Source organism: Pseudoleptotrichia sp. (assembly GCF_057270515.1).
Genome location: NZ_DBHIXS010000012.1, coordinates 1 through 22,405, shown reverse-complemented (window position 1 = coordinate 22,405; position 22,405 = coordinate 1). Strand labels below are relative to the sequence as shown.

Below are 22,405 nucleotides of genomic sequence, written 5' to 3'. Positions count from 1 at the left end.
AAATGAGAAAAAAAGTGAAAAAAACTATAAAAAAAGCGGCTGAAATATTATTGATTGTTATACTATGCGTATTTGTAACACGTTTTTTTATAACAAAAGAGCAGGAACAAAAAAATAATAAGACAGTTTTTCAAGAAAATAATTTAAATCAGAACAGTTCGGAAGAATATTCAGAAAATACTGAAAATCGGAATGATAATGAGTACTCTGAAAATAGTCAAAATTCAGGTAAGAAAAACAGAAAAAAGAATAAAAATAAAAAAAGTGAAGACTTTCAAATTGCGGAAAATTTGGAAAATAATCAGGAAATCAGCAACAATAATAACTATAATAATAGAAATAACAATAACAATTTTCAGAAAGTAAAATCATCAGGAAATAGAAAATATAAAATAGATTATGACCATATAATAGGCGGAGATATAAACTCCAGTGGAGAAAAAGTTACGGGAGGACATACTCTTTTGCGGGGAGATGTGAGAATAATAAAAAAAATAGGAAATCCCGCATCTAATGGAGTATACAGAGCCAATGTAGAAATAAAAAGACCTGACGGAAAGTGGCAGAAAAAGACGAGTAACGGCGGAGTGAATACAATGTTTCCCGAGGACTGGGATGAAGCGAGAGTGATAGACGAAATAAACTCCGCATGGGAAAATAGAAAAGAACTCAAAGGAAGAGACAGTAATATGTGGCAGGGAGTAAGTAAAAGCGGAGTTGTAATCAGAGGATATAAAAGTCCGAGAATAACAGCCTATCCTGTTTATGGAGGAGAAAGATGAAAATAATATTTGGCTATTATGACGATCAAGACTTTGGATTAACTGAATATCCTGATATTCCTTATCCTGATGAAAAAGATTTTGATACTTTTGAAGAGTATGCGGAAGCAGGAGAAAAAATAGGAGAATATACAAAATTTTTGATAACAGGAATAATGGAAGATTTTCAGTATCCTGAAAGTTGTGATGAAATATTGAATGAAATAAAAAATATGGAAAATGGAAAAAGTTTCGGAGTTGAGTGGGACGGGCAGGCTTTTCAATATAAAATAACAAATCACTATGTCCAGTTTATTCATACAATTTTTGGCGAAAGTGAAGAATATCCCCTATGGACTTGCAGGCTGAAAGAATATAAAAAAGTTTTGCAGGCATGGAAATCTTTTTTGGAATTACCGAAAAGTCTTGACAGTAAAGTAGAAGTGAACATATAATCCGTAAATAAAAAAAGTCGAATTTCAAATCCGACTTTTTTTATTAATTCATCAGTTCGTCTATTAAATCTTTTACGTGGACAATTTCTTTCAGCTTGTAACCATTTGCTCCTGAAAAGAACAGACCTGTTTGAAGCCGTCCAAGATAGGCATCACCCAAACTGTCTGCAATACAGTATCCTACTCTTCTTGCACCCTGTCCACGATTACATGGAAAGACACAGTTACTTATACATTTTATTCTTTTGTCATCAGGAACCAGATTTTTAATAAGGTCAGTTTTTATAGCCCGACCCGGATAACCGACAGGAGAACCGACTATAGTAATATCCTCTTTTTTGGCGTTGATTAACACTTTTTTCAGCTCCATACTCGCATCACATTCATAAGTACCCACAAATCTTGTCCCCATTTGTACAGCATCGGCACCCAGCGACATCATTTGGAGGATATCTTCGGTGTCCCATACACCTCCTGCAGCTATTATAGGAAAATCTCCCCATTTGTCCCTTTCTTCCTTCACAAAAGGCAGGACATATTCAAGCTGATGTTCAGGAGCAAAAAGCTCGTCATATTTTGCACCCTGATGTCCTCCACTTTTAGGACCTTCAACAATTACTGCGTCAGGCAATCTGCCTTCGGATTTCCACTTTCTGCATATTACTCTCAATGCTCTTGCAGATGAAACAATAGGAACAATGGCTACTCCCGGATAGTTTTTTGTAAGTCTCGGTAATTCGAGAGGAAGTCCCGCTCCTGTTACAATAATATCCGCCCCCGCATCCAGAGCGTCAGTAACTACTCTTTCATAGTCGTTTATCGCACGCAATACATTACATGCGAGGGGTTTATCCCCGCATATCTTTCTTGCATTTTTAAAAATTTCAAATAAAGCCTCTCTGTTATAAGTATTTTCAGTGCCGAAAGGTCTGCCGTTTACAAGTTTCTTGACAAATCTCATATTCTGATAATATCCTGTACAAATGGCACTTATAGTACCAAGACAGCCGTTTTTTGAAACATTTCCCGCGAGCTGGTCCCAGCTTAATCCTACGCCCATTCCACCTTGGACGAGAGGTTTTTCAATATAATGTTTTCCTATTTTTATTCCTTTAAATTTTTCATTCATTTTTTATTCCCTCCTGATATTTTATTACTGATTAGAATCGGCAATAAAAGGAGGAGCTCTCACAATACGGATATTTTCCGAAACAGAACTGTAATTCAAAGCGACATCTGTAAAAACAGTATACAAAAGAGAAATACAGTCTATAATGTTTCTAAAATTTTCAATGACCTTTTTACGAATGTCATTAGTCATAAATCCTATATAGTCATTTGAGCAGAGCTGCTCAAATTTTTTTACTAAAACGCTGATATATTTTTTATCTATATCTTCAAAAAAGGATAAATCAAAATCCAATGAAGAAATCTGTTTATCCAAAAATTTAAAAAAATTATCACTTTTATTTAGCAGGACTTTTTTGTTTTTATTATAAATTGAAGAAATGTTTTCAAAATTTACAAAATTATCTTTTGATAAAAACGAAAAACTGCTATTTTTAAAAAACTGATTGAAAATATTTAAGATAATATTACGTATAATTTCAGATAATATATATTTTTTAGCTTTTTTAAACATTGAAATCCCCTGTTAAAATTAAATAACATTTGTTACATTATATCAAAAAAAGTAATGAAAAGTCAATTAATAAATAAGGTCGGTATTAACTTTGATATTTTATTAATTTTGTCATATTTATTATGAATGCAAATAAAAATATAATGTAAGTAAGAGTAGTATTAATAAATGAGCTGTCAACTAAGTAAATATAAAGTCAGTATTGACTGAAAGATATATTAAATGATATAATTTTCTGAAAGAAAAATAAATAATATAGATTTTAAGAGGTGATTTGAAAATGAGTACAACAGAAAATGAAAAAAAAGAAAGAGCAACATCTTCAAAAAAAGCAGGAGGAGAGATTTCAGGGATAAAAAAAGTAGTGGCAATGGGGATAGGAGCAGCTATCTATATAGTAGCGTCGAGATTTGCTGCAATTCCTACACCGATACCAAATACGACAATCCAGATAACATATGCAATTTTGGCATTGATTTCTTTTATATACGGGCCTATAGTAGGTTTTGGAGTAGGATTTATAGGGCACACTATAAGTGATATGACGGCATACGGGTCGCCATGGTTCAGCTGGATATTTGTTTCGGGCTTTTTTGGTTATACTATGGGAATTTTGGGAAAAATAGTAGGTTTGGATAATTTTAACGGTGTAAAAATAGTAAAATCGATAGTCGGAGAAATTATAATCTGTGCAATAGGTTGGGGAGTTATAGCTCCATTACTTGACATTTTATTTTACAATGAGCCTAAAAACAAAGTGTTTACTCAGGGAATAATGGCAGGAGCTGCTAATTTTATCAGTGTGGCGGTTTTAGGAACAATTCTGATATTTGCATATTCTAAAACTCTTGTAAATAAAGGAAGTTTGAAAAAAGAAGATTAATACTTATAAATCGTAGGAAAGGAGTCTCGGTTTTGGAAATAAATGGGAAAAAAGAGGCAGTGAGTTTTAGCGATTTTACATTTCAGTATGAAAGCCAATCGGAGCCTACATTACATAATATAAATCTGAAAATTTATGAGGGTGAAAAAATACTGATAATAGGACCGTCAGGCTCGGGTAAAAGCACAATTGGTCATTGTATAAACGGGCTTGCACCATATTTTTACAAAGGAGAAATAAAAGGAGAACTCAAAATTTATGACGAAGTTCTGAACGGGATTTTTGAGCATTCAAAATATGTAGGAACCGCTTTACAGGATTCTGATGCACAGTTTGTGGGACTCAGTGTTGCTGAAGACATAGCTTTTGCTCTTGAAAATGATACTGTGGAAACAGATATTATGAAAAAGCAGGTAAATGAAATAGCTAAATTTGTAAAAATAGAAGATTTACTGAAAATGAAGCCTCACGATTTATCGGGAGGACAGAAACAGAAAGTTTCCCTTGCGGGAATAATGGTAGAAGATGCTAAAATAATTCTCTATGACGAACCTCTTGCAAATCTTGACCCGTTGAGCGGTAAATACGCCGTGGAACTGATAGATGAACTTCATAACAGAAAAAAACTTACGACTATAATTATAGAACACAGGCTTGAAGATGTGCTTCATAAAAAAGTGGACAGAATAATAGTTATAGATAAAGGAAAAATAATAATTGACGATACTCCTGACAACATACTGAAAAGTGATATATTGAAGAAGATAAATATAAGAGAGCCTCTCTATATCTCCGCCTTGAAATATAGCGGAGTGGACTTGAATAAATATAATGAAGTAGCAGATATGGGAAAAATGGACTTATCAGATATAAAGGATAATATTCTGAACTGGATAAAGCATAATCCGGCTAAGGAAAAGGAAAATAATTCTGAAACGATATTAGGTCTTAAAAATATAGATTTTTCATATAACGAAAAAAAGAAAATCCTGAAAAATATAAATATTGATATAAAAAAAGGACAAATGGTCAGCATTGTAGGTTCAAACGGAGCGGGAAAATCGACGTTGTCCAAAGTCATTACAGGATTTGAAAAACAGGATAAAGGAGAAATATTTTATAAAAATAAGGAAATAACGGGTGAAAGCATAACGGAGAGGGCAGAAAAAATAGGATTTGTCCTGCAAAATCCTAATGCGATGATTTCAAAGGTTACTGTTTTTGATGAAGTGGCTTTAGGACTTAAAATAAGAGGATTTTCTCATGAAGAAATAGAACAGCGTGTATTTAAAGTTCTGGAAATATGTAAATTGAAACCTTTCAGAAACTGGCCTGTAAAAGCATTGAGTTACGGTCAGAAAAAAAGAGTAACGATAGCTTCCATTCTGGTACTTGAACCTGAAATAATAATAGTCGATGAACCTACTGCGGGTCAGGATTTATTTCACTATAAGGAAATAATGGAATTTTTGAAACAGCTCAATGGATATGGAATTACAATACTGTTTATAACCCATGATATGCACCTTATGCTTGAATATACTGATAAAGCTTATGCTTTTAATAATGGTGAAATAATAAAAGAGGGAAAACCGTCCGAAATTTTATCTGACGGTAAAATATTGGCAGAAGCCAATCTCAAAAAGACTTCACTTCATTATCTTGCAGAAGCTGTAGGAATAAATCCTGAAGATTTGATAAAGACTTTTGTGCATTATGAAAAGGCAGGTGAATAAATGAAAAATAATTTTTTGCTGGAATATATAGAAAAAGATTCAATTCTGCATAAAATGAACGGAGCTGCAAAATTAATCTGTTTCCTATTGTGGACGACTGCCATTATGCTTACTTATGACACAAGATTTCTCATATTCCTCACTGTTTTCGGTTTTTTTCTTTTTAAAGTATCAAAAATAAAATTTAGAGAAATAAAATTAGTATTTTATCTTATATCAATATTCCTGATTTTAAATTTGATGATGATATTTCTTTTTTCTCCTTTGGAGGGGACTAAGATTTACGGAACAAGACACGACATTTTTAGAATTGCCGGAATATACATATTGACTTGGGAACAGCTGTTTTATGAATTTAATATCTTTGTAAAATATATATCGGTCATTCCCGTTGCCTTACTTTTTATTGTAACGACTCATCCCAGTGAGTTTGCAGCTTCAGTAAATAAAATAGGAGTGCCTTATAAATTTTCTTATGCAATATCCATAGCTTTGAGATATATACCTACGGTTCAGGAAGATTTTATAACGATAAATAAAGCCCAGCAGGCAAAAGGAATAGATGTATCCAAAAAGACAGGCTTTATAAAAAGAATTAAAAATGTTTCCTATACATTGATGCCCCTTATATTTTCGAGTATTGAAAAAATAGATATAATAAGTAATGCTATGCTTTTAAGAGGATTTGGAAAGAAAAATAGACGGACATGGTACTGTGGTGAGAAAATGACTTTAAAGGATATTATAGGAATTACAGTAACAATTATATTTGTCATTATTTCAATAATATTGATAAAAATAAATAATGGACGTTTCTTTAATCCGTTTGTATAATAATCGGAAAATTTAAAATAAATAGTCATTATCGATTTTAAAATACTGATTATCAATCAGTTTATTTAATTTTAAGGAGGATTTTATGTCAAACAATATGCTTGTTTTACAAACTGATTTCGGATTGCAGGACGGTGCCGTAGCAGCTATGTACGGAGTTGCACTGGGTGTCAATCCTGATTTAAAAATATATAATCTGACCCATGAGATAGAGACATATAATATATGGGACGCTTCTTACAGATTGGTGCAGACTTTACAATATTGGCCTGAAGGAACCGTATTTGTGTCGGTTGTAGACCCAGGAGTAGGAAGTTCAAGAAAAAGTATTGTTGCAAAGACAAAGGACGGTAAGTATATAGTAACTCCTGACAACGGGACACTGACTCATATTCATTCCAATATCGGTATTTGTGAAGTAAGGGAAATAGACGAAACAAAAAACAGACTGCCGTATTCGGGAGAATCTTATACATTTCATGGCAGGGACATATATGCTTTTACAGGGGCAAGACTGGCGAGTAATGTTATTTCTTATGAGGAAGTCGGACCGAAACTAAATTTGGAAGAAATGACACTTTTAAAAACAACGGACGTAGTAATAAATGAAAATAAGGAAATAACAGGGACTATCGATATACTGGATATAAGATTTGGGAATTTATGGACAAATATTCCGAAAGAAGTTTTTGATAAAATGGGTATAAATTACGGAGATACTTTGGAACTGAATATAAAACATGATACGAGAAATGTTTATAACAGCACTGTAAAATATGTAAAATCTTTTGCCGAAGTCCATATAGGGAGAACGCTCCTTTACGTAAATTCGTTGAATAAAATAGGAGTAGCTATAAATCAGGGTTCATTTTCAAGGGCTCATCAGGTGGAATCAGGCTATCAATGGAAAGTGGAATTGAAAAAAATAGAAAAATAGAAAATAATTAAATAATAATCGAGGTAAAAAAATGGTAAATATCGGAAATGACTGGGACGAAATACTGAAAGATGAATTTGATAAGGAATATTATCAGAAAATGAGAAAGTTCCTTATAAATGAATACAGGACAAAAAGAATATACCCTAAAGCTGACGAAATATTCACCGCATTTAAGCTTACAGGATATAAAGATACAAAAATAGTGCTGTTGGGTCAGGACCCTTATCACGGACCTAATCAGGCACATGGACTGGCTTTTTCAGTAAAAGAAGGAGTGAAATTGCCTCCTTCATTGCAGAATATGTATAAGGAAATAAATGAAGAATACGGTTATGAAATGAGTAAAAGCGGATACCTCGTACCTTGGGCAAAACAGGGAGTTCTTCTTTTAAATACGGCACTTACTGTTGTTGCGGAAAATGCTAACTCCCACTCAAAAATAGGCTGGGAAATATTTACGGATAATGTCATAGAATATCTTAATAAAAGAGATGAACCGCTAATATTTATCCTCTGGGGGAATAATGCAAGAAATAAAAAAAGACTGATAGATATGGATAAACATTATATTCTGGAAACAGTTCATCCAAGCCCTCTGTCTGCAAATAGAGGATTTTTCGGATGCGGACATTTCAGAAAAGCTAATGAAATATTGAAGGAGCTGGGAAAAGAAGAAATAAATTGGAAAATGTAGTAAAAATTAGAAGCAGAGATTTGAAAAAACAGCTGTTAAAAGAATAGTCGGATTAAAGATAAAATATTGAAATTCAGATTATTCTTTTTTATTGAAAAAATATAAGCTGTTTTTTTTAATATTTACAATATATAAAAAAATCAAAAAATTTTAAAAAAAAGACTTGACAATATGGAGAAAATATAATATTATATATCTGTAATTAGCACTCCTTATAAACGAGTGCTAACAAAAGGAAGGTGTAAGATGAATGACAGAGAACGATTAATATTAAAGGCTATTATTAAACATTATCTGGAATTTGGTGAAAGTGTAGGTTCGAGAACTCTTGAAAAAAAATATAGTATCGGAGTTTCGTCAGCCACAATAAGAAATACAATGGCAGATCTTGAAGATAAAGGACTTATTGTAAAAACTCACACATCTTCCGGAAGAATTCCGACGAGTGAGGGCTACAGAATATATGTAGAAGAGCTTATTAAAATAAGAGAGATTTCTACAGAAGCCAAAGCAAAAGTAATCGAAGCGTATAATAAAAAAATGAATCAGATAGATAAAATATTTGAGGAAACATCAAGATTATTATCTAAAATGAGCCAGTACGCGGGTGTAGTTCTGGAGCCTGTGATAAGACAGGAAGGCGTAAAAAAAGTAAAGCTGATACATATAAATAATATGAATATTTTAGTGGTTGCCGTTATGGATTCATTTTTGACAAAAAGCTTCAATATGTTTCTTGAAAATCCTATGAATGAGGAAGAAGTAGAAGATATTGATATACTGTTAAATGAAAAAATAAAAAACAGCCCCAAAGCATTTACGTTGTCTGACCTTGAAGAATTCTTTATAAATAAGGATTTATTGATGCCGGAAGAATTAAAAGAAAAACAGGTAATAAATGAGGGAAAATTGTTTTTTGAAGGAGGGACGAATTTACTTGAAAGCAATGTTTCCGATGTTATGAAAGTGATAGACAGAGTCAAACTCTTTAATAATCCAGAAGATATGAGGCATATATTTTCCCAATTTATTAAAACTGACCAGTATAAGGACGGAGAAGTAAATGTAATTTTTGGAGAAGATTTGGAAATCGCAGGATTAGAGGATTTTTCTTTTGTATTTTCAGTCTATACAATGGGAGATGCAAAGGGGATTATGGGAGTTATAGGGCCTAAAAGAATGGAATATTCTAAAACCGTAGGTCTGGTCGAATATGTCTCGGAAGAAGTGAAGCAGCTTTTAAAGAAAAAATAATTCGTAAATAATTTAAAGTAAAGGAGATGAGTATAAAAAATGTCTGAAAAAGATTATGAAAATGAGTTGGCTGAAGAAAAAACTGAAGAATTTCAGGAAAAGAACGATGAAAGAACTGATGTAGATAACCTTGACGAGGATAAAAAATGCCAATGTAAAAATGAAGCTTCCAAAAAAAATGAGGGAAATAAAGAAGAAGTTGAAACCCCTGAAATGAGAATAAAAAAACTGGAATTGGAGCTTCAGGAATGGAAAAATTCCTATACAAGAAAATTAGCTGAATTTCAGAATTTTACTAAAAGAAAAGAAGCGGAAGTTTCAGAAATGAAAAAATATGCTTCTGAAGATATAATTATAAAACTGCTGGATAATATAGATAATCTGGAAAGAGCTGTAGACGCCTCAAAGGAAACTAAAAACTTCGATTCTTTAATAGAAGGTGTAAATATGATATTAAATAATCTAAAATATCTTCTAAAAGAAGAAGGAGTGGAGGAAATAGAAACAGACGGTAAAAATTTTGACCCTTATGAACATCAGGCTATGATGACTGAACAGAAAGAAGAACTGGAAAACGATGCTATTGTTCAGGTATTTCAGAAAGGGTATAAGCTGAAAGGGAAAGTAATAAGACCGGCAATGGTAACAGTCAATAAGAAGTAGTTAAAAAATTAATATAACTTTTATACAATGTATTAATTAAGTAATAAATTGCTAATTTGTTAAATTTATATATAAAATAAAAATTAAAAATTAAGGAGAATGATAAATATGAGTAAAATAATAGGAATAGACTTAGGAACAACAAACAGCTGTGTGGCAGTAATGGAAGGTGGAAACTTTGCAATAATACCAAATTCGGACGGAGGAAGAACTACACCGTCAGTCGTAAACATTAAAGAAAATGGAGAAATAATAGTAGGAGAAATTGCTAAAAGACAGGCAATTACAAATCCTGATTCTACAGTAATTTCAATAAAGACACAAATGGGGTCTGATTACAAGGTAAATATAAACGGAAAAAGTTATACACCACAGGAAATTTCAGCGATGATACTAAAAAAACTGAAAAAAGATGCTGAAGCATATTTAGGGGAAGAAGTTAAAGAAGCTGTAATCACAGTTCCTGCATATTTTACAGATGCACAGAGACAGGCTACAAAAGACGCAGGAGAAATTGCAGGGCTTACAGTAAAAAGAATAATAAATGAGCCTACAGCAGCGGCATTATCTTATGGATTGGATAAAAAGAAAGAAGAAAAAGTACTTGTATTTGACTTAGGTGGAGGAACATTTGACGTTTCCGTACTTGAAATAGGAGACGGAGTAGTAGAAGTTATATCCACTTCAGGAAACAATCACCTTGGAGGAGATAACTTTGACCAGAAAATAATAGACTGGTTAGCAGATGAATTTAAAAAAGAAACGGGAATAGACTTAAGAAATGATAAAATGGCAATACAAAGATTGAAAGATGCGGCAGAAGATGCTAAGAAAAAGTTATCTACAACATTGGAAACTTCGATTTCATTACCGTTTATCACAATGGACGCTACAGGTCCAAAACACTTGGAGAAAAAACTTACAAGAGCCGCATTTGATGAATTGACAAAAGATTTGGTTGAAGCAACTAAAGGACCTGTAAAACAGGCTTTAGAAGACGCAAACTTGAGTCCTAATGAAATTAATGAAATATTGTTAGTAGGAGGTTCTACAAGAATACCTGCCGTTCAGGAATGGGTAAAATCCTACTTTGGAAAAGAGCCTAACAAAGGTATAAACCCTGATGAAGTGGTTGCAGCGGGAGCAGCAATACAAGGCGGAATTTTAATGGGAGATGTTAAAGATGTATTATTGCTTGATGTGACTCCGTTATCATTGGGAATTGAAACATTAGGAGGAGTATTTACTAAAATAATAGAAAGAAATACTACAGTACCTGTCAAAAAATCTCAAGTATTCTCTACAGCTGCCGATAATCAGCCTGCTGTGTCAATAGTAGTATTACAGGGAGAAAGGGCAAAAGCTGCCGATAACCATAAATTAGGAGAATTTAACCTTGAAGGAATACCTGCCGCTCCAAGAGGAGTGCCTCAGATAGAAGTAACATTTGACATTGACGCAAATGGAATAGTTCACGTTTCTGCTAAAGATTTAGGAACAGGAAAAGAAAATCAGGTAACAATTTCAGGTTCATCCAATTTATCCAAAGACGATATTGAAAAAATGAAAAGAGATGCCGAAGCTCATGAAGCGGAAGATGCTAAATTTAAAGAATTGGTAGAAGCAAGAAATCAGGCTGACCAGCTAATACTGGCTACTGAAAAGACAATTTCTGAAAATGGTGATAAATTGCAGGGAACAGAAAAAGCTGATATAGAAAAAGCAATAGAAGAACTGAAAAAAGTAAAAGATTCCGATAATTTAGATGAAATAAGAAAAAATATCGAAGAGTTATCCAAAGCATCTCAAGGATTTGCGACAAGACTATATCAGGATGCACAAGCTCAGGCACAGGCTAATCAAAATGCCGGAGGGGATAATAATCAGGATACAGGAAATTCCGGAAACAATGATGATGTTCAGGACGCAGAAGTTGTAGATTAATAAGATTTAAAAAGTTTAATACTGAACAACAATCTTAGCAATGGACGGATTAATTATATCTACGATAATTGTTGAAAATATAGGAAATATGGATAGAGTAAATATAATTAATGACTAACTATATTTGTAATATTTGTTAAAAAATATTTAATAAATAATTTATTTTTTAAAAACTGATTTTGAAAATCAAAAAATATAGAAATAAAGATAGAGAAGGGAATAGAGAAATTTAAAAAATTAATTCTCTATTCTTTTCGTAATTTATAATAAAAAAATTTATAAGAAAAGGATGTACAATGAAAAATACGACGGTTTTAAAATACGGAAATGTTGAAATAGGAGTATTTACAAAAGGAGCTGAATTATACAGCTATAAAATAAACGGAGAAGAATTTATTTGGGAAAGAAATCCTGAATTTTGGGGAGGCAGTTCCCCCGTATTATTTCCTTTTGTGGGAATATTAAAGAGCGGGAAATATACTTTTGACGGGAAAGAGTATGAAATAAGTACAAGACATGGTTTTGCAAGGGACAACAATTTCGATTTAATCGAAAAAGGAGAAAATTTTTTAAAATTCAAGTTTTCTTCAAATGAAGAAACATTGAAAAAATATCCTTTTAAATTTGATTTATTTTTGACATATATAATAAACGGGGATACTCTTGAAATAAAATATGAAGTTATAAATAAAAATGCCGGAGAAATGTATTTTTCATTGGGAGCACATCCGGCTTTTGCATTGAAATTAAATGAAAATATAAAATTAAATGATTATTTTCTTGAATTTGAAAAAGAGGAAACAGCACAAATATATAAGTTAGTAAACGCTTGTGTTTTAAACGAAAAACAAGATTATTTGAAAAATGAAAAAATAATAAGACTAAATGAAACAATATTTGATGATGATGCTATAATATTCAAAAATCTGAAATCAAATAAAGTAACTATAAAATGTGATAAGACAGATAAAAAAATATCGGTAAATTATGAAAATTTTCCTTATATAGCATTCTGGAGTAAGCACGCTGCACCTTTTGTCTGTATAGAACCATGGTTCGGAATAACAGATTTTGAAAGCTGTAGCGGTAAACTTGAAGAAAAAGAGGGAATTATAAAATTATCTGAAAATAATAATTTTACAGCAAAACTGCTGATAACAGGGTCATTATAAATGCTATAAAGAAAGGAGGAGGGGCTGTTTTAAAAGTCTAAGAGTTATTATAAAAGTAATATGAATAAATATAAGTAAATATAAATAAATATGAGTAAATATATTTTTCATATATTTTATAAATATTTTACTACTTTTAAAACAATTCCATTAAAAAATGGCAAAAAGAGATTATTATGAAATATTGGGAATATCTAAAAATGCAAGTGAACAGGAAATAAAAAAGGCATACAGAAAAGCTGCCATGAAATATCACCCTGATAAATTCTCCAGTTCATCTGAAGCTGAAAAAAAAGATGCCGAAGAAAAATTTAAAGAAATAAATGAGGCATATGAAATATTGTCAGATTCTCAAAAAAAGGCAGCTTATGACCAGTATGGACATGCAGCATTTGAAAATGGTGGACAGAGTGGCTTCGGGCAAGGCGGTTTTGGAGGATTTGGAGGCTTTAGTTCTGAAGGTTTTGGCGGTTTTGAAGATATAAATTTAGGAGATATTTTTGGAGACTTTTTTGGTGGTGGAAGAAGTAGCAGAAGCCAGGGACCAAGAGTAAAAGAGGGAGCAGATTTGAGATATAATCTTACTCTAACACTGGAAGAAGCCGCATTTGGAGTGGAAAAAGAAATCAAATATAAAAGAAAAGGGAAATGTAAAACATGTAGCGGTTCCGGAGCAGAACCGGGGCATAATATGAAAACATGTGATAAATGTAACGGTTCCGGACAGATAAGAACTCAACAGAAGTCAATATTCGGGATACAGACAGTTGTTCATGAATGTGATAAATGTCATGGTACAGGAAAAATTCCTGAAAAAGAATGTTCAACTTGTCATGGTACAGGAATAGAAAAAGAAACTGTAACAAGAAAAGTAAGAATACCGTCAGGTGTAGAAACAGGTCAAAGATTAATCGTCAGAGACGGAGGAGATGCAGGGGAAAATAACGGGATTTTTGGGGACCTGTATCTATTCATTACTGTAAAAGAACACCCTATATTTAAAAGACATGGATATGATATTTACTGTGAAGTGCCTATAGGAATAACGACGGCTATTCTTGGTGGAGAAGTGGAAGTTCCTACTCTTAAAGGAAAAACTAAAATAAAAGTTGCAGAGGGGACTCAAAATGGAAAACTTCTCAAATTAAAAGATGAGGGAATAATGATTTCAGGAACGCAAAAAAGAGGTTCTGAAATAATAGAAATCAAAATAGAAACTCCAACAAATCTTACAGAGAAACAGAAAAAAGCTCTTAGAGAATTTGAAGAAACTTTAGGAAAGAAAAATTATAAGGAATCAAATTCCTTTATAGATAAAATGAAAAAATTTTTTAAAGGAGAAGAGTAATTTTTTGTATTAATTCCAGAAAATGGATGAATTTTTAATTTAACTTACTGATCATTCGGATAATATGTATGTTTCTATGTGTCTATTTCTAAAATAGATATCATTGAGGAATATTCATCATATATATAGACTATAGAAAAACAGGCAGAACAAGCTAAAATAGGTGTTATTAAAGAATATTTATATGTTAATAATATGGAATTATGTATTGTGTTTTTCTACTATTTTAAATCTTTAAAGAACATTCATATATTGATAAAGGTAACATTTTTTCAGAATAAAGCTAATTTAATAGCATTCTAAAGAACAATTATTACGTTAATAAGGATTGACCTCTGTAAAAGCAGGAGTTAATCCTTTTAGTTTTTTCTTTATTTATATTATTTTTGTAGTTTGAAATCAAATAATTTTCAGATATTAATTGCTTCGTTTTATTATCTATATCATTTTTTTAATCTTCAGCTGTTTATAAAATTATACTTTTTTCTTTTATTTCATTTTTATTTGAGTTTTGTACTTTTCTTTCTGTTTATAAAACACTTCTATTTTAGCGATTTTAATATTGATACTTGTACTATTCTGATGTTGTTGTGTTTATAAAATATTTCTGATTTTAATGATCCAAAAAAATAATCCAAATAAAAATCTATATTATAAAATGATAAAAATCTGTCGAACTTAAATAATAGAAAAAACCTGAAGTTCGACAGAAATTTTTGAGTACTTATTTTATTGGAAAAAAAGAATATTCAAAAAATTTTTATTATAAAGAACAAGATTAAAAATAAGAATAAAAATTAATCGACAAATTTTGATAAATTTGTTATTATATTTATTGAAGAAATTTGGGCACTGTATTAATAGAATATTTTGTAATGTAAATTGTGTAGATTATATTGATAGTATATTGTATATTTCGTATTAATAGAATATTTTGTAATGTAAATAGTAAATGTATGATAAAGGATAAACTTACGGGAATGTATTAATAGAATATTTTGTAATGTAAATAAGAAATTGAAGTCAAACGTCATTTGACATTAGCGAGTATTAATAGAATATTTTATAATGTAAATGTAAAACTAAAAATAAAAGAAAAGCCGAGAACTAAAAGTATTAATAGAATATTTTATAATGTAAATTGAAAAATACAGATTTATGTTTAATTCTCCAAAAGTGTATTAATAGAATATTTTATAATGTAAATCAATAACTTTTGATATATTTTCATTTAGAGATTTGCGTATTAATAGAATATTTTATAATGTAAATATTCATTCGCCTGCTGACATTCTTAAAATATGCCCTGTATTAATAGAATATTTTATAATGTAAATACATGTGTTATTCTGTTCTTGTTCAATGTATCAAATGGTATTAATAGAATATTTTGTAATGTAAATCATTTATTTCTTCATTCTGTTTTCTGAAATAATATCGTATTAATAGAATATTTTATAAAATAATGATATATAAGAAAATATAAAAACAGGCTTATACTTTGATAATAAGACAAAATTGCCATATGGATTAATTGAAATAGAAGTATTAAATAAATCTGTACCGAATTGAAAAAATGTGGTAGAATAATTATTATAGAAAAAGTTAATATTAGCAGAATAAGTAATTTTAGTAAAGCGAGTAATTACAAATTATTTAGGAGGAAAATCAATGTCGGAGCAAATTTTATCAATTATAAAAAATAGAGTGCTGACTTATGAGCAGAAATTGAGAACTCTTGCAGGAGCAGCCGAAGCAACTTTGGATGTTTTGAATATAACTCCTGATATTCAGGAATACAAAGATAAAGGGATAATATGCGACTTATTTGAAGGAAATGCTCCTTATAGAGCCAGATATATTACTCCCGATTATGAGAAATTTATGAAACAGGGGAGTAAGTTTCTTGAAATAAAACCTGCAAAAGATATTTGGGAAGCGACTACAAATTTACTAATTCTGTACAATCATGTGCCGTCGATTACTACATATCCTGTTTATTTAGGAAATATAGATATGTTGCTGGAACCTTATATAAAAGACGAAGAAGAAGCATATAAAGCCATTAAACTCTTTTTGTTGCAAATAGACAGGACTATTACTGATTCTTTCTGTCATGCAAATTTAGGACCACAAAAGACGAAAGCAGGCGAAATGATATTAAAGGCAACAGTTGAACTGAATACGATGACTCCAAATTTGACATTGAAATATGATGAAGACATAACTCCTGATGATTTTGCAATTAGGTCTGTTGAGACTAGTCTGAAAGTAGCAAAGCCAAGTTTTGCAAATGACAGAATGTTCAAAAAAGATTTCTATGACAAAGATTATGCGATAGCCAGTTGCTACAATGGACTTAGTATAGGTGGAGGAGCTTATACATTAGTAAGACTTAATCTTGCAAAATTGGCAAATGAAGCAAAAGATGAAAAAGATTTATTTAATAATGCTTTGCCCGAGGCAGTAAAAAGAATGACAAAATTTATGGATAAAAGAGTAAAATTCTTAATTGAAGAAACAGGTTTTTTTGATACGAGTTTTCTTGCCAAAGAAGGGCTGATACATAGAGACAGATTTACAGGAATGTTTGGAGTAGTGGGACTTGCAGAATGTGTAAATAAAATAACGGGAGCAAAGAATAAAGAGGATAAATTCGGCTGGAATAAATATGCTGATGATTTGGGAGAAAAAATCATTAAGAAACTTCAGGAGTTGGTACATAATTACAAGACTGAATACTGTGAAATAACGGATAATCACTATGTCCTTCACGCCCAGGTAGGTATCGATACGGATACAGGAATAAGTCCAGGTTGCAGAATTCCTATAGGAGATGAGCCTGTACTGCCTAAACATATAAAACAGACAGCGAGATTTCATCCTTATTTCAAATCAGGAATAGGGGACATTTTTCCATTTGATGAAATGGCTTCAAAAAATCCGTCATCAATCCTTGATATTATAAAAGGAGCATTCAGGGAAGGAATGAGATATTTTTCAGTTTATTCCACTGATGCTGATGTAATAAGAATTACAGGATACTTAGTAAAAAAATCCGAAATGGAAAAATTATTCAGAAAAGAACAGGTAATCCAGCAGACAGTTGTATTTGGTTTAGGTGCGAGGGAAAATTCAAGAATACTGGAAAGAAAAATAAGAGGAAATGAATAATGAAAGGGATTGTTAATAAGATAATCCCCTTTAGCAACGTTGACGGCCCGGGAAACAGGCTGTCAATATTTTTTCAGGGGTGCAATTTTGACTGTCTGTACTGTCATAATCCTGAAACGATAGAAGTATTCGGAGAAAAAAATATTCCTGAGGAAATCAGCGTGATGACTGTAGATGATATTTTAAGGGAAATAGCGGAAGTTGAGCCGTTTATATCGGGGATAACCGTTTCGGGAGGAGAATGTTCGCTCCAATGGAAATTTTTGACGGAATTGTTTACAAAAGTTAAGAAAAAATGGAAAAGATTGACCTGTTTTGTGGATAGTAATGGTTCTGTGCCTCTTTGGACAGAAGATAAAAAAGAGTTTGTAGAAATTTTGGATAAAGTGATGATAGACATAAAAGCTTATGATAAAAAAGACCATATGCTAATGGTAGGAATGGACAATGAAAATGTTATAAAAAATTTTAAATATCTTGTGGAAATTGATAAAATATATGAAGTGAGAACCGTTATCGTACCTGAAATAATTGATAATGAAAAAACTGTTGATAATATAAGTAAATTGATTGCACATTATAATAAAGACATAAAATATAAATTAATAAAATACAGGCAAAATGGTGTAAGAAGAGATGTACTTGTATCTTATACTCCTGATGATGATTATATGAATAAGCTGAAAAAAATAGCATTAAAAAATGGATTAAGTGATGTTGTAATTGTATAATAAGTAATAGAAGTAGATTTTAAAAGATTTTCAAAATACTTTTGAAAATAGAAAGAGAATATAGAAATATCTAATAAAATTTTAGAAAACAAATTTTAAAGATATTTCTTAAAATAGATTTAGGATTGTGGATTTTGTAAAAGGATAACTTTAAATAAAATCGTATTTAATATATTTTATTTTATATAGTTTGAAAGGATAAAATATGAATTTCGATAAATTTTTGAAAGAAATTTTAAATCACAAAAATGAGGAAGAAGCTGCAAAAATGTCTGCATATATGTTGAATAAATTCAAATTTATAGGAATTAAGACACCTGAAAGAAGAAAAAAATTTAGAGATTTTTTTAAAGAGTATAAGAAAGATCATGAAAAATCAGGAAAAATAGATTGGATTTTCATAGACAAGTGTTGGAAAAATGAATACAGGGAATTGCAGTATTCGGCTCTCGATTATTTGCAGATAGTGAAAGAATTACTGACAGATAAGAATATACTGAGGTTAAAAAAACTTGTTTTAACAAAATCGTGGTGGGATACTATTGATTATCTTGATATGATTATAGGAGGAATAGCTTTAAAATATCCTGAAATAAATAATGTTCTTCTTGAATGGAGTGTTGATGAAAACATTTGGCTCAGAAGAATAGCCATAGATCACCAACTTTTAAGAAAAGAAAAGACAAATATTGAGTTGCTTAAAAAAATCATTGAAAATAATTTTGAACAGACGGATTTTTTTATTAATAAGGCGATAGGCTGGGCATTAAGAGATTATAGTAAAACAAATCCCGAATGGGTAAGAAATTTTATTGAAAAAAATAAAGAAAAAATGGCAAAACTGAGTATCAGAGAAGCAAGTAAATATATTTAAAAAATTCTATATCATTAGAAAAGTTGTTTTAACACTAAAAATAGGAATAAAGTACATAAAAAAATATTTGTTTGTAAGAATTTTATATTAAAAAAATAATCATTAAATTAGTAAGACATTTTATTGGTTTAAAAATAAAAGTATACGTGCTATAATAATCTAAATTATAGAGTAAAATAGGAGAAAAAATGTTTATAGATGAAAGTGTAATCACTGTTATATCGGGAAAAGGCGGAGACGGTGCCGCTACTTTCAGGAGGGAGAAATTTGTACAATTCGGAGGACCTGACGGCGGAGACGGTGGAAAAGGCGGAGATATAATTTTTATTGCAGACCCTAATATAAATACGCTGGTAGATTTTAAAAGCAGTAAGAAATTTCAGGCGGGAGACGGAGAAAAAGGAGCTTCGGCACGTTCCACAGGGAAATCGGGAAATGACCTTGTAATTAAAGTACCTGTAGGTACTATGGTGAGAGATTTTGAAACAAACAGACTTTTGCTTGACCTTGACAATCCGAATGAAAAAGTAATATTTCTGAAAGGTGGAGACGGTGGAAGAGGAAATATACATTTTAAATCATCCGTAAGAAAAACTCCAAGAATAGCTGAAAGCGGAAGAGAGGGAGCAGAACTGAAAATAAAACTTGAGCTGAAATTACTCGCAGATGCGGCACTGGTGGGATATCCGAGTGTAGGGAAATCAAGTTTTATAAATAAAGTATCGGCAGCAAATTCAAAAGTTGCGAGTTATCATTTTACAACTTTAAAGCCCAAATTAGGAGTAGTAAGGATAGATGATGAAGAAAGCTTTGTAATTGCAGATGTGCCGGGACTTATTGAAGGAGCTCATCAGGGAATTGGGCTTGGAGACAGATTTTTAAAACATATAGAGAGATGTAAACTGATTATCCACATTGTAGATATTTCGGGAATAGACGGCAGAAGTCCTGAAGAAGATTTTTTGAAAATTAATAAGGAACTTGAAAATTATAGTGAAAAACTGGCGAGAAAACCTCAAATAGTAGTTGCAAATAAAATTGATATGCTGTATGATGATAAAGTGTATAATGAATTTGAAAAATTTGTAAAAAAACATAATGTAAAATATGTATATCCGATTTCGGTCATTGCCAATGAAGGAATAAAGCCTGTACTTATGAAAGCGTGGGAAATGATAAAGGAAATTCCTCGTGAAGAATTGGAAGAAGAATATTCTGTCGACGATTTACTTAGAGAGATGAATAAAAAAGATGACTGGATTATCAAAAAACTTGAGGACCATATATTTGAAGTTGACGGCAGAATTGTAGACGATGTGCTGAAAAAATATGTATTTACGGGAGATGAAGGAATTATAAATTTTTTACAGATAATGAGAACTCTTGGAATGGAAGTACAGCTTGAAAATGCAGGAGTGGAAGAAGGAGACATTATAATTATTGCTGGATATGAATTTGAATATGTTTTATAATATACGAAGAATGTAATTATACATACAGTAAAAGCAGAAATGTAGAAATATTAATATGAATTTGAATATATATTGTAATGTAAATTTTCCCGACGATTATATTCATTTCTTAATTTTTTTGTGTTAATAGAATATTTGTAATATAAGTAATTCTTCTAAAATCAGAAAAACAGCATAATAATAAATAGTAACAGTAATGATTGAAATTATGCTACTTAAAATCAGAAAGAATAAAAAAGGAAATGAAAATAAAAAATGAAAAATTTACTCAAAGGTCTTGTAATAAGCGGTCCTACAGGTGTAGGAAAGACTGATATATCCTTGATTATTGCAAAAGAGATACATTCAGATATTATTTCGGCTGATTCTATGCAGATATATAAAGAAATGGATATAGGAACTGCCAAGATTACAAATGAAGAAATGAACGGTATAAGGCATTATATGCTTAGTATTGTAAATCCTGACGAAGATTATTCGGTAGGAGAATTTGAAAAAGAAGGAAACAGGATTTTAAAAGAAAAAGAGAAAAATAAAGAAAACATAATGCTGGTAGGCGGGACAGGACTTTATATAAAAGCATTGACTGACGGTTTTTCGGATTTGCCTTCAAAAAATAAAAATTTAAGAAAAAGTTTGGAAGAAAAGTCTATTGAGGAATTGTCGGAAGAGTTGAAAAGTCTTGATATGGAAACATACAATGAGATAGATTTGAATAATAAGGTCAGGCTTGTAAGGGCATTGGAAGTATGTATTCTCACAGGTGAGAAATTTAGTAAACTAAAAACTGAAAATATAAAAAATAATAATTACAGATTTTTAAAAATATTTTTAACAAGGAATAGGGAAGAACTATATGAAAGAATAAATAAAAGAGTAGAGATGATGTTCAGTAAAGGTCTTTCTGAAGAAGTGAAAAAAATATATGAAAAATACAGTGAAAACAGGTATAAAATCACGGCGATAGGATATAAGGAACTGTTTGACTATTTTGACGGCAAAGTTTCCCTAAAAGAAGCCGAAGAGAAAATAAAAATAGAAAGTCGGAGATATGCTAAAAGGCAATTGACGTGGTTTAGAAAAGAGAAAGATTATATAAATTATAATTTGTCGGAAATGTCTGAAAAAGAAGTGATTAGTAATATTTTAAAGGAATGGGAAAATTTTTAAACTATTCAAACTAAGTGAAGTCTAAATTTAAAAAATATAGGAGAAAAAAGAAATGAAAATAATTGATTATTTAGATGAAAATAGAATAAAAATTAATTTGGAAGCAAGAACAAAAGACGGTATTCTGGAAGAGCTGGCAAAACTATTTTTAAACGGTAATATAATAGATTCTGAAAATATGAATGAATTTATAAAAGACTTAAAAGATAGGGAAAAACTGTCTTCTACAGGGCTTCAGGACGGAGTGGCCATACCTCATGCAAAATCTGAAGCAGTAAATAAACTTGCGTTGGCAATAGGAACTATAAAAGACGGAGTAGAATTTGACTGTATGGACGGAGAAGTATCCAAAATATTCTTTATGATAGCTGCTCCTGAAAATACAAAAAATGAACATTTAGATTTGCTGGCTGAAATATCAAATTTGTCTTATGATGAAGAGTTTCTTGAAAAGCTTGAAAATTCGGAAACATCTCAGGAATTATTGGATTTATTAAAAGATTTTGATTAAGAATATAAAAAAGTAATAATACTATTAAAAAAATGATTGCAAAAATTAAATAATTATAGTTGACAATACAGGGAACTAATGTATAAAATATTAAGAAACAAGAAACAAGAAACAAGAAACAAGAAACAAGAAACAAGAAACAAGAAA

At 30.9% G+C, this 22,405-nt stretch carries 20 protein-coding genes and 1 CRISPR repeat array; of the genes, 18 read left to right on the top strand and 2 right to left on the bottom strand.

The features are described 5' to 3' along the window. The first annotated feature begins 2 nt into the window (after nt 1–2). Together ACO5J6_RS08450 and ACO5J6_RS08445 are read left to right on the top strand one after the other, a co-directional pair. On the top strand, nt 3–782 hold the full coding sequence (locus tag ACO5J6_RS08450; protein ID WP_485643390.1) for an EndoU domain-containing protein: 780 nt from the start codon (nt 3–5) through the stop codon (nt 780–782). Next, entirely contained in the window at nt 779–1,216 is a 438-nt protein-coding gene (locus ACO5J6_RS08445) for a hypothetical protein (RefSeq protein WP_485643389.1), read from the top strand. Before ACO5J6_RS08450 ends, ACO5J6_RS08445 begins: the two co-directional genes overlap by 4 nt. Before the next feature lie 43 nt (nt 1,217–1,259). On the opposite strand, the gene ACO5J6_RS08440 is transcribed toward ACO5J6_RS08445, so the two are convergent. Further along, nucleotides 1,260–2,345: an NAD(P)H-dependent flavin oxidoreductase gene (locus ACO5J6_RS08440; protein WP_485643387.1), complete on the bottom strand. Its 1,086-nt coding sequence runs from the start codon at nt 2,343–2,345 to the stop codon at nt 1,260–1,262. A 24-nt stretch (nt 2,346–2,369) separates the two neighbouring features. Continuing rightward, nucleotides 2,370–2,858 (bottom strand): hypothetical protein, encoded by a 489-nt coding sequence (locus ACO5J6_RS08435; protein WP_485643385.1) that lies wholly within the window; start codon nt 2,856–2,858, stop codon nt 2,370–2,372. 280 nt (nt 2,859–3,138) lie between these two features. Between ACO5J6_RS08435 and ACO5J6_RS08430 the strand changes: the two genes are divergently transcribed. The 16 genes from ACO5J6_RS08430 to ACO5J6_RS08355 all read left to right on the top strand — a co-directional run bounded on the left by ACO5J6_RS08430 (nt 3,139) and on the right by ACO5J6_RS08355 (nt 22,258). After that, entirely contained in the window at nt 3,139–3,741 is a 603-nt protein-coding gene (locus ACO5J6_RS08430; RefSeq protein ID WP_485643384.1) for an ECF-type riboflavin transporter substrate-binding protein, read from the top strand. Nucleotides 3,742–3,773: 32 nt separating this feature from the next. Further along, entirely contained in the window at nt 3,774–5,477 is a 1,704-nt protein-coding gene (locus tag ACO5J6_RS08425) for an ABC transporter ATP-binding protein (protein ID WP_485643383.1), read from the top strand. Continuing rightward, nucleotides 5,478–6,311, top strand: a complete 834-nt coding sequence (locus ACO5J6_RS08420) for an energy-coupling factor transporter transmembrane component T family protein (protein ID WP_485643382.1) — start codon at nt 5,478–5,480, stop codon at nt 6,309–6,311. 85 nt (nt 6,312–6,396) lie between these two features. Continuing rightward, nucleotides 6,397–7,248 (top strand): SAM hydrolase/SAM-dependent halogenase family protein, encoded by an 852-nt coding sequence (locus tag ACO5J6_RS08415; protein ID WP_485643381.1) that lies wholly within the window; start codon nt 6,397–6,399, stop codon nt 7,246–7,248. Between the two features lie 31 nt (nt 7,249–7,279). Then, nucleotides 7,280–7,945 (top strand): uracil-DNA glycosylase, encoded by a 666-nt coding sequence (locus tag ACO5J6_RS08410; RefSeq protein ID WP_485643380.1) that lies wholly within the window; start codon nt 7,280–7,282, stop codon nt 7,943–7,945. A gap of 246 nt (nt 7,946–8,191) precedes the next feature. Continuing rightward, nucleotides 8,192–9,199: a heat-inducible transcriptional repressor HrcA gene (gene hrcA / locus ACO5J6_RS08405; RefSeq protein WP_485643379.1), complete on the top strand. Its 1,008-nt coding sequence runs from the start codon at nt 8,192–8,194 to the stop codon at nt 9,197–9,199. A 39-nt stretch (nt 9,200–9,238) separates the two neighbouring features. Next, nucleotides 9,239–9,862 (top strand): nucleotide exchange factor GrpE, encoded by a 624-nt coding sequence (grpE, locus tag ACO5J6_RS08400; RefSeq protein WP_485643378.1) that lies wholly within the window; start codon nt 9,239–9,241, stop codon nt 9,860–9,862. Between the two features lie 108 nt (nt 9,863–9,970). Continuing rightward, nucleotides 9,971–11,806: a molecular chaperone DnaK gene (gene dnaK, locus ACO5J6_RS08395; RefSeq protein WP_485643377.1), complete on the top strand. Its 1,836-nt coding sequence runs from the start codon at nt 9,971–9,973 to the stop codon at nt 11,804–11,806. Between the two features lie 296 nt (nt 11,807–12,102). Beyond that, a complete protein-coding gene (locus ACO5J6_RS08390) occupies nt 12,103–12,978 on the top strand; it encodes an aldose 1-epimerase family protein (RefSeq protein WP_485643376.1) in 876 nt (291 codons plus the stop codon). A 157-nt stretch (nt 12,979–13,135) separates the two neighbouring features. Then, the gene (gene dnaJ / locus ACO5J6_RS08385) at nt 13,136–14,326 is read left to right on the top strand and encodes a molecular chaperone DnaJ (RefSeq protein WP_485643375.1); all 1,191 of its coding nucleotides are present in this window, start codon (nt 13,136–13,138) and stop codon (nt 14,324–14,326) included. A gap of 854 nt (nt 14,327–15,180) precedes the next feature. Further along, nucleotides 15,181–15,794: direct repeats of the CRISPR family, unit length 29 nt; unit sequence GTATTAATAGAATATTTTATAATGTAAAT. A 203-nt stretch (nt 15,795–15,997) separates the two neighbouring features. Continuing rightward, nucleotides 15,998–17,500 carry a YjjI family glycine radical enzyme gene (locus tag ACO5J6_RS08380; protein ID WP_485643374.1) on the top strand — a complete coding sequence of 501 codons (1,503 nt, stop codon included), beginning with the start codon at nt 15,998–16,000 and terminating at the stop codon, nt 17,498–17,500. Next, nucleotides 17,500–18,231, top strand: a complete 732-nt coding sequence (locus tag ACO5J6_RS08375) for a radical SAM protein (RefSeq protein WP_485643373.1) — start codon at nt 17,500–17,502, stop codon at nt 18,229–18,231. The genes ACO5J6_RS08380 and ACO5J6_RS08375 overlap by 1 nt, the downstream gene beginning before the upstream one ends. 205 nt (nt 18,232–18,436) lie before the next feature. Then, nucleotides 18,437–19,105: a DNA alkylation repair protein gene (locus ACO5J6_RS08370; RefSeq protein WP_485643372.1), complete on the top strand. Its 669-nt coding sequence runs from the start codon at nt 18,437–18,439 to the stop codon at nt 19,103–19,105. Between the two features lie 188 nt (nt 19,106–19,293). Continuing rightward, nucleotides 19,294–20,577, top strand: a complete 1,284-nt coding sequence (gene obgE / locus ACO5J6_RS08365; protein WP_485643371.1) for a GTPase ObgE — start codon at nt 19,294–19,296, stop codon at nt 20,575–20,577. 255 nt (nt 20,578–20,832) lie between these two features. Continuing rightward, nucleotides 20,833–21,747 carry a tRNA (adenosine(37)-N6)-dimethylallyltransferase MiaA gene (gene miaA / locus ACO5J6_RS08360; RefSeq protein ID WP_485643370.1) on the top strand — a complete coding sequence of 305 codons (915 nt, stop codon included), beginning with the start codon at nt 20,833–20,835 and terminating at the stop codon, nt 21,745–21,747. A 52-nt stretch (nt 21,748–21,799) separates the two neighbouring features. Then, nucleotides 21,800–22,258, top strand: coding sequence for a PTS sugar transporter subunit IIA (locus tag ACO5J6_RS08355; RefSeq protein ID WP_485643369.1), 459 nt, complete (start codon nt 21,800–21,802; stop codon nt 22,256–22,258). The last annotated feature ends 147 nt before the right edge of the window (nt 22,259–22,405 follow it).